This is a genomic window from Rhodanobacter sp. UC4451_H18, from assembly GCF_052978225.1.
In genome coordinates this window covers 841,024-853,377 of sequence record NZ_CM129663.1, presented here as the reverse complement: position 1 = coordinate 853,377, position 12,354 = coordinate 841,024, and the positions used below count along the sequence as shown (strand labels likewise).

The 12,354-nt window shown below is 61.6% G+C and carries 9 protein-coding genes and 1 pseudogene; 9 read left to right on the top strand and 1 reads right to left on the bottom strand.

The annotated features are described in order from the left end of the window. Positions 1-88: 88 nt before the first annotated feature. From ACVCMG_RS04150 to ACVCMG_RS04115, 8 genes and pseudogenes are all read left to right on the top strand, one after another. A complete protein-coding gene (locus tag ACVCMG_RS04150) occupies positions 89-850 on the top strand; it encodes an NAD kinase (RefSeq protein ID WP_447099217.1) in 762 nt (253 codons plus the stop codon). 110 nt (positions 851-960) lie between these two features. Then, complete coding sequence (locus ACVCMG_RS04145) at positions 961-1,884, top strand: 5'-nucleotidase (protein ID WP_447105913.1); 924 nt, start codon at positions 961-963, stop codon at positions 1,882-1,884. A gap of 227 nt (positions 1,885-2,111) precedes the next feature. Next, entirely contained in the window at positions 2,112-2,477 is a 366-nt protein-coding gene (locus ACVCMG_RS04140) for a hypothetical protein (RefSeq protein WP_447114941.1), read from the top strand. After that, positions 2,474-4,963 carry an Hsp70 family protein gene (locus ACVCMG_RS04135; protein ID WP_447114940.1) on the top strand — a complete coding sequence of 830 codons (2,490 nt, stop codon included), beginning with the start codon at positions 2,474-2,476 and terminating at the stop codon, positions 4,961-4,963. Before ACVCMG_RS04140 ends, ACVCMG_RS04135 begins: the two co-directional genes overlap by 4 nt. A 4-nt stretch (positions 4,964-4,967) precedes the next feature. Next, complete coding sequence (locus tag ACVCMG_RS04130; protein ID WP_447114939.1) at positions 4,968-6,407, top strand: ATP-binding protein; 1,440 nt, start codon at positions 4,968-4,970, stop codon at positions 6,405-6,407. 12 nt (positions 6,408-6,419) lie between these two features. Next, complete coding sequence (locus ACVCMG_RS04125; RefSeq protein ID WP_447114938.1) at positions 6,420-7,613, top strand: hypothetical protein; 1,194 nt, start codon at positions 6,420-6,422, stop codon at positions 7,611-7,613. A 5-nt stretch (positions 7,614-7,618) separates the two neighbouring features. Continuing rightward, positions 7,619-9,643 (top strand): hypothetical protein, encoded by a 2,025-nt coding sequence (locus tag ACVCMG_RS04120; RefSeq protein ID WP_447114937.1) that lies wholly within the window; start codon positions 7,619-7,621, stop codon positions 9,641-9,643. A 102-nt stretch (positions 9,644-9,745) separates the two neighbouring features. Continuing rightward, a pseudogene (locus tag ACVCMG_RS04115) lies at positions 9,746-9,820 on the top strand (hypothetical protein); the annotation flags it as partial. Between the two features lie 195 nt (positions 9,821-10,015). Here the strand turns inward: ACVCMG_RS04115 and ACVCMG_RS04110 are convergent. Then, complete coding sequence (locus ACVCMG_RS04110; RefSeq protein WP_447114936.1) at positions 10,016-10,891, bottom strand: DMT family transporter; 876 nt, start codon at positions 10,889-10,891, stop codon at positions 10,016-10,018. Positions 10,892-11,034: 143 nt separating this feature from the next. On the opposite strand from ACVCMG_RS04110, the gene ACVCMG_RS04105 reads away from it, so the two are divergent. Beyond that, positions 11,035-12,204: an acyl-CoA dehydrogenase family protein gene (locus tag ACVCMG_RS04105; protein ID WP_395117571.1), complete on the top strand. Its 1,170-nt coding sequence runs from the start codon at positions 11,035-11,037 to the stop codon at positions 12,202-12,204. Positions 12,205-12,354 lie beyond the last annotated feature (150 nt).

Below are 12,354 nucleotides of genomic sequence, written 5' to 3'. Positions count from 1 at the left end.
GCTTGATCTGATGCGCGCGTTGCAGGGATGATCGGAACGGTCGGCTTGCCGGCTCTTCCGATTCCCTATTCCCTATTCCCGGCCTCCCATGCGCATCGCCTTCGTCGCCAGTGACACCAGTGTCGCCCAGCAGGCGAGGCGCAAGCTGGTGGAGCGGTACGGTGACGTGCCGGCGGTCGAGGCGGAGCTGATCGTGGCGCTGGGTGGCGATGGTTTCATGCTGCGCACCTTGCACCTGCACCACGCGCTGGACGTGCCGGTGTATGGCATGAAGCTGGGGCGGGTCGGCTTCCTGATGAACAAGCACAAGCTCGATGGCCTGCCCGAGCGGGTGGCGCGCGCGCACGCGGCGGAGCTGCATCCGCTGGAGATGCTGGTCACCGATGCGGACGGCGCCAGCCATCAGGCGCAGGCGTTCAACGAGGTGTCGTTGTTGCGCCAGAGCAATCAGGCCGCGCACCTGGAAGTGAAACTCAACGAGACGGTGAAGCTGCCCAACCTGGTCTGCGACGGCATCATGGTCGCCACGCCGGCGGGCTCCACCGCCTACAACCTGTCCGCGCACGGGCCGATCCTGCCGCTGGACGCGAACGTGCTCGCGCTCACCCCGATCAGCCCGTTCCGCCCGCGCCGCTGGCGTGGCGCGATCCTGCCGCACCGCACCCAGGTCACGCTGCGCATTCTCGATCCGGGCAAACGTCCGGTCAGCGCCACCGCCGATTTCCATGAAGTGCGCGACGTGCGCGAGGTGGTCGTGCGCCAGGCCGAAGGACGCGGCGTGCGCCTGCTGTTCGACCCGGAGCACAACCTGGAGCAGCGCATCCTGGACGAGCAGTTCGCCGCGGAATGAGAAGTGAGTGGAGAGGAGTGAGAAGTGAGAGAAGGCCGACTCCGCTGTTGCTCGCTCTCACTCCTTACTCCTCTGCACTCACTCCTCGCCCTTTGCGGTAGATTCGCGGCATGAGCCAGCCAACCGTCCACGATCCCGTATCCACCACCGACAACCGCCTGGTCGTCGCCATCTCCTCGCGCGCGCTGTTCGACCTCGGCGACAGCCACGCGCTGTTCGAACGCGACGGGCTCGACGCTTACCGCTCGTTCCAGATCGATCACGAAAACGACATCCTTCAGCCCGGCGTGGCGTTCCCGCTGGTGCAGAAGCTGCTGGGCCTCAACAAGCTGGCCGGCGACGTGCCGCCGGTCGAGGTGATCCTGCTGTCGCGCAACTCGGGCGACACCGGCCTGCGCATCTTCAACGCGATCCAGCACTACGGCCTGGAAATCAGCCGCGCCGCGTTCACCAGCGGCGCGCCCACCTCCGACTACATCGCGCCGTTCAAGGCCGACCTGTTCCTCTCGGCCAACGCCGAGGACGTCGGCCGCGCGCTGGCCGCCGGCGTGGCCGCGGCGACGATCCTGCCCAGCACCGCGCCGCCGCGCATGAGCGAGCAACTGCGCATCGCGTTCGACGGCGACGCCGTGATCTTCGGTGATGAGGGCGAACGGGTATCGCGCGAGGAAGGCCTGGAAGCCTTCCATCGCAGCGAAACCGAACACGCCGCCGAACCGTTGTCGGTGGGCCCGTTCCGCGGCTTCCTCACCGCGCTGCATCACCTGCAGACCGCGTTTCCGGCCGAGGACTCGCCGATCCGCACCGCCCTGGTCACCGCCCGTTCCGCGCCCGCGCACAAACGCGTGATCCTCACCCTGCGCCGCTGGGGCGTGCGCATCGACGAGGCGCTGTTCCTCGGCGGCCGCGACAAGGGCCCGTTCCTCGACGCCTTCGGCGCCGACATTTTCTTCGACGACTCGCCGGCGAACGTGGAGTCCGCGCGCAAGCACGTGGCGACCGGGCACGTGCCGCATGGGGTCAGCAACCGCTAGATTGCCCAGCTCGGAGCCTCTGTTCACACCGATTTTTTCGGTGTAGCTTTGAGCCGATTCCAACAGGGGGAATCGTGGTCCTCTGACCATCCGTGTCATCGCATTCCGTGAGACACGATCAGTGCAAAGTGGCACTGGGCATTCGTGAGTGTTGACACCCCTTGAAGGGATCGGCTTGGCTATGCGTTGCTTGGTCGATACCTACACTTGCTGGAAAGGAGGCCATGATGGCGCCAGGGGATAACGAACAGATCGAACAATCGCTGATCGACATCGCTGTCGAGAGTTGGCGCTTTTCACGCCTATTCAGCAAGGTGGTCGGCAAGCTCGACGCGGGTGAGTCAGGTCGCTACATCAACCAGACCCGCTACTTCCAGAAGAAGGTCGAGGAAAGCCTGGACTCAAACGGTCTGAAGCTGGTCAATGTCGAGGGGCAACCCTACGACGCAGGGATGGCGGCTTCTGCCTTGAACTTGGGGGATTTCGGCCCGGACGATGTGCTGCTCGTCGATCAGATGCTGGAGCCGATCATCATGGGGCCGAATGGTCTGCGCAAACAAGGCACGGTAATGCTCAGGAAGGTGGAAGCATGAAATACGTCGGTATCGACCTCGGCACGACAAACAGTGCCATCTGCTCGTTCGATGGGGACAAGATTCACCTTTACAAGAGTCCCGAGCAGCACGATGTAACGCCTTCTGCCATCTTCATCGACCGGCGCGGCAATAAGTATGTCGGTTTGCGCGCCTACAACAACGCCGCAAAGAATCCCGATAACGCGGCAGTGCTGTTCAAGCGACTCATGGGCACAAGTACCCCCGTGAAGCTACCAGCGGTCAATCTCACGATGACGCCGGAAGAATGTTCCGCCGAGGTGTTGCGCTCGCTCTTTGGCTATCTGCCGGAGGAGATTCGCGGCGATGGCGACACGGGCACTGTCATCACGGTTCCGGCCGCGTTCAACCAAATGCAGAAGGACGCCACGATGGCTGCCGCTGATGCGGCTGGGCTCGGACGTGTCGCGTTGATGCAAGAGCCAGTCGCTGCCGTGATGAGCGTCATGCGCCAGCGCAAGAACGACGGCATCTTTGTTGTGTACGACATTGGTGGTGGCACGCTGGATGTCGCTATTGCGGAAAGTATCGCAGGACGCGTGAGCCTGCTTGCTCATGGCGGCATTGCCATGTGTGGTGGGCGGGATTTCGACCGCATTCTGTTCGACAACGTCGTCAAGCCGTGGCTGCTCGACAACTTTGATTTGCCAGAAGACCTGGCGTCCAATCCGCAGTACAAATCGCTGCGCACCATTGCAACCTGGGCTGCTGAAAAAGCCAAAATCGCGCTGTCGCAAAGCGACGAGTCTGTGATCAGCCTTGCCGAGAATGAGTTGGGTGTACGCGACCAGGCTGGTGAAGAAATCTACCTCGATATTCCGATCAGCCGGAGTCTGTACGACGGTTTGATTGCGTCCAAGGTGGATGAGTCCATTCAGGCGACCCGAGAGAGCATCGAGAAGGCAGGTCTGAGTTCTCACGATGTTGAGCGGGTCGTCTTTGTGGGCGGGCCGGCACAGTACAAAAACTTGCGCGACAAGGTCGCTTTCGAGCTGGGCATCGCACCATCCACCGACGTGAACCCGATGACTGCCGTTGCCGAAGGAGCGGCAGTGTTTGCTGAGTCCATCGATTGGGCTTCGCAAAGTCGTGGGCGCAAGAGTTCCCGTGGCGCACTCAGCGCCGGTGGCGCGCTCGATCTTTCGTTCAATTACATCGCACGCACGCCGGAGCACAAAGCCAAGATCGTCGCCAAGCTGTCGCATGCGCCTGCGGGCATCGAATTTCAGATCGATAGCCTTGATACCGGCTGGTCGTCGGGCCGCGTCGCGCTAAGGGAAGGCGCAAGTGTCGAACTCAGTCTGTCCAAGCCCGGCGACAATATTTTCAAGGTGTTCGTGTTTGATTCGAACGGGGCTCCGATTGCGCTGGGCGAAGACAAGATCGTCATTGCCCGCACCGCCGCCAGCATTGACGCTATCCCTGCGTCCCACTCCATTGGCGTGGAAGCACGCGACAAGGTGGGCGGCCGCTCGGTATTGGACTACCTCGTGCGTGAGGGCGATCAATTGCCCAAGAAAGGCAAGAAGTCCTTCAAGGCAGGCGAATCCCTCAAGGCCGGAAGCGCCGGATCGATCAAGTTCAAGCTGTGGGAAGGCGAAATTTCCGATCCCATCAACGACAATCGCTTCATCGGCATGTTCGAGATCAAGGGCGCGGATTTCGACGACGGTGTCATCGCCGCGGGCGCGGAGATGGTCTGCGAGTTCGAAGTGCTCGATTCCGGCAACATCGTTCTGGAGGTTTCGGTTCCTTCCATCAGCGGCTCGTTCCAGAGTGGTCGCAACTTCTACTCCAGTCAGGAAGGCAAGCTCGACTACTCCAGTCAGGCCAAGAATATTCAGGAACAGTCGGAGCACACCTTGGAACGTCTCGAAGAGATGGCATCCAAAGTGGACGACCCGCGTCTGGAGCAGGCTCGCGAGAAATTGGAGCAGGCCAGCACGATTGAGTCGGGTGAGGCCGATCCGGAAACGGCAAAGCAAGCAATGGACAACGTGCAGGAGGCGAAGCGCCTGCTGGCGCTGACGCGCAAGGAGCACCTGAAAGACATCCGTCAGCTTGAGCTGGACAGGGCGGTCGATTTCTTCGAGAAGGTTGTGCGCGAGCACGCTCGCCCCACCGAGGCCACGTCCTTCGACAATCTGGTGAAGACCGCACAGCGCGCACTTGAAAACAACAGCAGTGACTTCGAGTCGCACTTGGACGATCTGCGCAGCCGCAACTTCATGATCTTGTGGCGTCAAGACTGGTTCGTGATCGACCACTTCAAGCGCCTGGCACAAGCAAGCTACCTTTTCTCTGACACCAGAGAGCATGCGCAGCTTGCGGCGCTCGGAACCGAAGCCATCAAGGCCAACGACATCGACAAATTGCGGGCAGTGGTTGGCCAGCTCTTCTCGATTCAAGTCGGCTCTGCGGGTGACGACGACATGATGGCCGGTGCCAATATCGTTCGGAGTTGATCTCATGGCCCTCGACGCATGGCTTCCCATCGGATTCAAGCTGCCAGACGGTGCGAAAGTACGCGCCGTGCTATTCGAAGGTTCGGACTGGCAGATTTACGAGACGATGGGCGGCGGCCGTGCCCTGATCGCACAGGGCACGTTGGCGCAACACTGGGGCGGGGCAGGACTGATCGACGAAGGAACGCTGGATGCCTTCCGGTTCGGTACCCGTCAACTTCGAACGATTTCCAGCGCGCCGAGCCAGACGCTTTGCCCGGTCAGCGAAGGCAAGTCTCCGGACAACAAGTCCGAGGCATTGGCCTTCGCGCTGGCGTTGAAGGCCACGCGCGACATCGACCCAGAGTCGGCACTGCAAGATGCCTTGTATGTCGAGAAGATCACGCGCTTGCTGCCGACCTACAGCATCAGCTCTAGAACCGGCGACGATGTCGTGCTCGGCTACTGGTTGACGGGTGGCACCAACATTCCAGCCAGCTCGTTCCGCCGCCTGCGTCAGTCGATGAGCTGGCTGGGCGCGAGCCACTTGAAGGATGTAGTGCAGGCAGCGGGCTTCGAGGTCGCCGAAATCATCCCGCTCGAACGCCAGCCGGACACGCCGACCGAGAAGACCGAGGCTGTTCCCGCTGAAGAGAAGATCGAAGCCAAACGCACCGCCCCAGAACCGAACAAGGTGTTCGAACTGGCGGGGCGACCAGAGTTGGCCGCCTTCTTCAACGAGCACATCGTTGACATCATCCTGCACCGCGAGCGCTACAAGGCACTTGGCATCGAGTTCCCCTCTGCGGTGATCCTGCATGGCCCTCCGGGCTGCGGCAAGACCTTTGCTGTCGACAGACTGGTGGACTTCCTCGGCTGGCCGATCTTCCAGATCGACGCCTCCAGCGTGGCCAGCCCCTACATCCACGAGACCGGCAAGAAGGTCGCGCAGGTGTTCGATAAGGCGATGGAAAACGCACCGTCTGTGCTCGTGATCGACGAGATGGAGGCGTTCCTCGCCGACCGCGAAATGGGCTCGGGCCATCACCGCGTGGAAGAAGTGGCCGAGTTTCTGCGCCGCATTCCGGAGGCAGTGAAGAACGACGTGCTGATCATCGCCATGACGAACCGCATCGAGATGATTGACCCGGCCATCCAGCGTCGAGGACGTTTCGATCACGTCATCAAGGTGGACTTCGCCAGCGAGGTCGAAGTGCTGGCACTGCTGGACAAGTTGCTCGCCTCCTTGCCAAAAGAGTCGGATGTGGACGCCAAGCCGCTGGCGAAAGAACTGGCTGGCAGGCCCTTGTCCGACGTCTCTTTCGTGGTGCGCGAAGGTGCGAGGCTGGCGGCGCGCTCCGGCAAGGATCGCTTGGATCAAACCAGTCTGTTGTCCGCTCTGCGCTCGTCACCGGCGCGGGAGCGTGAAGGCGGTGAAACCAAGCGACGTATCGGATTTGTTTAGGGAGAGGCAGTCGTGGTCGAGGGGGAAGACAAGAACAAGAAAGACGAGAGCAAGGGCTTTGCAGGCCTGTCTTCGCTTGTGTCCGATGTGGATACGTCGCCGCCGCCTGCCCCCAAGAAGGAGCCTGCCGCCGCTGCGCCGAGCGCCGGACATGCCGCCTCGCAGGCAGTCCGACCGCAGCCGCCAGCAAGCCAACAGCGTCCAACGTATCAGGAACCTGCTCAGCCTCCTCCTGGAGGCTCGTCTGGTGGCAAATGGGTGTTGGGCATCGCCGTTGTCATCGGCGTGCTCTGGCTGATCGGCCAGTCCAACACGACCACGACCACTTCCTCTGCTCCGGCCTATTCCCCGCCCGTGGGGACCTCCGCGTCGAGCTATTCGCCGCCAGCGCCAGCGCCATCGCTGCCGCAACCACAAGCACCATCGCGTCCCACCGAGTCCAGGCCGCCCGTCGGACAAGACCTCGTGTTCTCAATGGAGCAGATTCGGTATTGTCTGGCCGAAGACATCCGCATGGACGGCACGAAGTCCGCGCTCAACAACTACAGCGACCAAGAAGTGAATCGTTTCAACGCGATGGTCACCGACTACAACAGCCGTTGCGGAAGCTTCCGCTATCGGCGCGGCGCATTGGAAAGCGCGCGGAGTGACATTGCGCCTTGGCGAAGTGAAATTTATGCGGAAGGGCAAAACAGGCTGGCAGTTGGTGTCTCTGGTTCTAAGGCAGCCTCATCGGAGGCGGTCGAGCCAACGGGATCACATGTCATCGCTACGGCACCTCAGCAAGTCAGCACCTCCACTCAGCAACAAAATGAAGCTCCCGCCAAGGTAGCGGCTCAGTCTGAGTGGAAGTCTGCGATTTCTAACTGGGCGAAATTCCACTCAGATTTCCTCGCGGATTCTCACCGTATGCAAAGAATGCAAGACGCTCTCGATGCAATTAATTTGGAGACTGGCGGCTCCTTGAGCAATAAGGAGCTGATCAATGCAGCTTACAGGCGCGCCGCTATAGAGACAGGTTGGCTTACCGAGATTCCGTCTACGGCCGAAGGAAAGCCTATTTCAAAGTCCGATCCCATTTCGCCTCGCGGGACGCAGGTTGAACAAAACCGTGCAAAAGGCAAGGCAACTTGCGTCTATAAGCCAACTATGAGTAGCGACGATCTTCATGCGTGCGGGATTGATCCAGCAGCGCGAGGTGGGTAAATCCGATGGCAATCTGCTTCAGATGTGGTTCCGTAAAATTAAGCGCACTGGATGCTTGCCGGGACTGTAATGTTGCGCCGCGTACTAACAGCGAATGCGCCATTTCGCTGGTTCTCTCCGATTATCTGTCTTCCAAAGAGCAGCGCGCTCAATACAGTTCTGAGCTCCGTAACGGCGAGAATTTGTCCGTGCCGCGCGAAGCACTCGTGAAGGCGCTCGATGCGCTGAAGGACCCCCAGCTTCTTGCGATGCTCGAGGCGCAACCAGCAGCTCTCGCTCCAGCACCATCCGCCCCAGCAGTAACCCGCCAGCCTCCATCTGTGCCTTCGGCAGCCCCACAACGGGCGGCCCCGCCGCCACCGCCCATAAGGTCGGAGCGTCGACTCACCAAGACGGTTCTCCATCAGTCCCCGTTCGTCATCTTGGGCGTGACAACCCGCGATAACCGCAAACGCATCGTCGAGCTGGCGGAAGAAAAGTCTTTGGATCTAGATCAGGAAATCTGCCAGAAGGCGCGCTCCGACCTAACGAACCCGCGCAATCGGCTGAGCGTGGAAATGGCGTGGTTGCCCGGCGTCTCGCCTCGCAAGGCATCTCAACTTTTTGACAGCCTGGTTCACAACCCGATGGCGATTCGGGAAGAGTCTGGGCTGCCTACGTTGGCACACCTGAACCTGCTGGCCGCCGCATTTGAGTCTATCGATGGCGCGCACGATGCAGACGACTTGGCTGAGTTCATCATGGAGACCGCCTATCTTGCCGAGGAGCTGAGCCCCGAGGATGTCCTGCGCGACATCAATGAGGACCGCGCCGTCTCCGGCTTTCCGGAAGTGCGTACGCTCGACCAGATCGAAGCCGAGTTGAACGAGCGTAAGCGGTACTACCGCATCGCCATCAAAGACGCCCTCGACAGACTTCCGCCAATGACGCTCATCCAAGTGATGACAGAAGCCGTGGGTGGTGCCACCTCCGGCGGTGAAAATCATGCACCGGGGCTGATCGATGACCTCGTCGACAGCTACGAGGTGGAAACCCAAAGCATCCTGCAAAAGGAAGCAGAAAACGTTCACAAGCTCATCAAGGCAGCACGAGAATCAGCGGGTTCCGGCGAAGCCGCCGTCAAGTCCTACGTGGATAAGCTCAACGCGGTTGCCCGCAACTGGGACAAGATCGCGCAGCCCATCCAACTGAGTTCGAAAGCGCGAGGTATCGACCACGAGGCAAGTCGCACCTTGGCCTATGAAATCCGTAGCCTCGCCATCGACCTGTTCAACGAGCACGACATGCTCGCACAGTCGCAGCGGCTGACCGGGTTGATTCAGGAACTGTTTTCAGAAGTCCCTGAAGTTGCAGATCGGGTTGATGAAGATGCGGACGCACTTTCCGATATTCAGCAGCGCAGGAATGAAGTGTCCGCAATTGATCCGATCAGAAGACTTGTTGAAGAGGTTTTGAAGGCTATCGAGCGTAGTCCGAGCACGGCAAATAATGATGGGGAGCGGTTGCTCAGTGAAGGTCTGTCGCTCTTGAGGACCGCGCCGCTCAAGGCCAATTCTGCGACTTATCATGAAGCGCAGAACATTCTCGCGGCGGGCATCATGCAATGCGCCATTGCCTTCGGAAATCAGACCTCCAAGTGGGCACCTTGCATGTCGCTCCTGCAAAAAGCATTGGAGCTCGCTTCAGACGCAGGGCTTCGACAGAAGTTGACCGAAAACCTGACTATCGTCCGGGGGAACTACGATAGCCTCGGAGACCTTGAGCCGATCCGGAAGGCTCCTTCGCTACATACGATTAATGGTATCGGCACCACGCTTTATGGAAGTACAGATCCTAAGCCTGATGGGTCGCACATGGCGACCTATTACTTTGTGTTCTTCGCCATTCCCATTTTTCCGATCTCGCGCTATCGAGTCATCCCTACGGGCGGCGGCTACAGGTTTTTGGGGAAGGGACGGCTTCGACCGTTCGATTATTGGCATATCGCAATTTCGATTGGTTTGATCTTATTTATGTTTGCGCAGGGTTGATGAGGGTTGCAGGCAAATTCAGTTCTGAAGTGCATCACCCCAAGCGGTAGAGCGGCGCAGGTGCGGTAGCGTGCGCCGCTTCACCGCCAGGTGGAACTGCACATGAGCTACACACACCTGAGCCAAGGCGAACGCTATCAGATTCAGCACCTGCATAGGGGCGGCTTTTCAGCCCGGGAGATCGGCACGGAGTTGAAACGTGCAGCGACGACAATCAGTCGCGAGCTTCGACGCAACCCGGGCGACGCAATCACGTATCATCCGCGCTGCAACGTCGACAGCACTCGCCCGTCGCTGTCTGATTCAGCCGTAACGGTTTCCCGTACTGCGACAGATGACTGTCGTTCCCAAGGCGTTGCACAGTCGGGGGAATCAGATCATCCGCATGCGCTTCCACCAGCGCGTCACCTGTTCCTCGCGCACGAAGGTGAACAGGCCGGCGCCGAGGATGATCGCGATACCGATCGCCATCGGCCAGTCCAGCCGATCGTGGAACAGCACGTAGCCGAGCAGCACCGCCCACAGCATCTGGCTGTACTGGGTCGGCGCGACGTGGTTGGCCGGCGCCTTCTGGGTGGCCAGCATCAGCAACACCGAGGCCAGCGCGGCGAGCAGGCCGTAGCCGAGCAGCAGCCCCCACTGGGCCAGGTCCGGCCAGCGGAAGTTGGCCAGCATCAGCAGGCCGGCCACCAGCATCGAGCCGACCATGCCGGCGCCGTACAAGGTGACGCGTTTCTCGTGCGGCCCGGCCATGCGCAGCGCGATCATCGAGACGGCGCCGGAAAGCCCGCACACGATCGCCGCCAGATGCCCGATGCCCAGCACGCGGAAGCCCGGCCGCAGCACCACCAGCACGCCGACGAAACCGGCCACCACCGCCGACCAGCGGCGCCAGCCCACGGCTTCCTTCAGCACCAGCACCGACAGGATGGTGACGAAGATCGGCAGCAGGAAGATCAGCGCGAACGCCTCGGCCATCGGCAGCGCGGTGAACGCCATCACCGCCGCGATGCTGCCCATCGCGCTGGCGAGCGCACGTACCAGCCACAGGCCGGGGCGCTGCGCCCGCACCACGTCGCGCCAGCGGTCGTCGCTTCCCTTGATGAAGGGCAGGGCCGTCAGCCCCAGCGCGGCGCCGAAAAACACGGCCTCGTAGGCCGGCAGCGAGCCGCGCAGCGACTTCACGAACGCGTCGCTGGCGGCGAAGGCGGCAAAAGCCATGAAGCCGAGCAAGACACCTTTGAACATGGATTTTCGGGGGGGCAGATGTGCGGCGGAGAGAGGGGCCGGGACAGGCGCGCTCCATACGCACCCGTCGGGGCCGCCCGGCCTGTGCGGGCGCATGGGTCGCGCTACAATACCGGCTTTTACGCGCCCCCTCTGGAGCTTCCATGGCTGTCCGTCTGAATCCGCTCGATCTGTACGATGTCCGCGCGCTGCTCAGCGACGAGGAGCGCATGGTGCAGGATTCCGTCGGCCGCTTCGTCGACGAGCGCGTGCTGCCGATCATCGGCGACTGCTTCGACCAGGGCCGCTTCCCGAAGGAGCTGATCCCCGAGATCGCCGGTCTGGGCCTGCTCGGCGCGACGATCCCCGAGCAGTACGGCGGCGGCGGCATGAACGGCGTCAGCTACGGCCTGATCTGCCAGGAGCTGGAGCGCGGCGATTCGGGCCTGCGCAGCTTCGCCTCGGTTCAGAGCTCGCTGTGCATGTACCCGATCTTCGCCTACGGCAGCGAGGAGCAGAAGCAGCAGTACCTGCCGCGGATGTCGGCCGGCGAAGTGATCGGCTGCTTCGGCCTGACCGAACCGCATGGCGGCTCCGATCCGGCCAACATGAAGACCAACGCGAAGAAGGACGGCGGCGATTGGGTCATCAACGGCGCCAAGATGTGGATCACCAACGGCAACCTGGCGCACATCGCGATCGTCTGGGCGCAGACCGACGACGGCATCCAGGGCTTCGTGGTGCCGACGGACACGGCCGGCTTCAAGGCGCAGGAAATCCACAAGAAGATGAGCCTGCGCGCCTCGGTCACCAGCGCGCTGTTCTTCGACAACGTGCGCGTGCCGGACAGCGCGCGGCTGCCGAACGTGAAGGGCCTGAAGGGCCCGCTCGGCTGCCTGACCCAGGCGCGCTACGGCATCACCTGGGGTCCGATCGGTGCGGCGCAGGCCTGCCTGAAGGAAGTGCTCGACTACACCGCCGAGCGCATGCTGTTCGGCAAGCCGCTCGCCTCCAACCAGGCGATCCAGCTGAAGATGGCCGACATGGCCAGGCGCATCACCACCGCGCAGCTGCTGTCGCTGCAACTCGGTCGCCTCAAGGATGCCGGCAAGATGCAGCCGACCCAGGTGTCGCTGGCCAAGTGGAACAACTGCCGCATGGCGATCGACATCGCGCGCCAGTGCCGCGACATCCTCGGCGGTGCCGGCATCACCACCGAGCACTCGGCCATCCGCCATGCGCTGAACCTGGAATCGGTAATCACCTACGAGGGCACCGAGACCGTGCACGAGCTGGTGGTCGGCCGCGAGCTGACGGGGATCAACGCGTTCTGAGGCATGGGCGCCAGGCGCCTTCCCGGCTCGTCATCCCGGCGAAAGCCGGGAGCCAGTGCCTTTCCCCATGCCGGAAACACTGGATGACCAGCTTCGCTGTGGTGAAGCTTCTCCGGCGTTCGCCGGAGTGACGGCGCCAGGCATCGCCGC

Coding starts and splice junctions, on each gene's coding strand:
- ACVCMG_RS04135 (WP_447114940.1), top strand. CDS start 2,474: ATGAAATACGTCGGTATCGACCTCGGCACGACAAACAGTGCCATCTGC.
- ACVCMG_RS04105 (WP_395117571.1), top strand. CDS start 11,035: ATGGCTGTCCGTCTGAATCCGCTCGATCTGTACGATGTCCGCGCGCTG.
- ACVCMG_RS04110 (WP_447114936.1), bottom strand. CDS start 10,891: ATGTTCAAAGGTGTCTTGCTCGGCTTCATGGCTTTTGCCGCCTTCGCC.
- ACVCMG_RS04145 (WP_447105913.1), top strand. CDS start 961: ATGAGCCAGCCAACCGTCCACGATCCCGTATCCACCACCGACAACCGC.
- ACVCMG_RS04140 (WP_447114941.1), top strand. CDS start 2,112: ATGGCGCCAGGGGATAACGAACAGATCGAACAATCGCTGATCGACATC.
- ACVCMG_RS04150 (WP_447099217.1), top strand. CDS start 89: ATGCGCATCGCCTTCGTCGCCAGTGACACCAGTGTCGCCCAGCAGGCG.
- ACVCMG_RS04120 (WP_447114937.1), top strand. CDS start 7,619: ATGGCAATCTGCTTCAGATGTGGTTCCGTAAAATTAAGCGCACTGGAT.
- ACVCMG_RS04130 (WP_447114939.1), top strand. CDS start 4,968: ATGGCCCTCGACGCATGGCTTCCCATCGGATTCAAGCTGCCAGACGGT.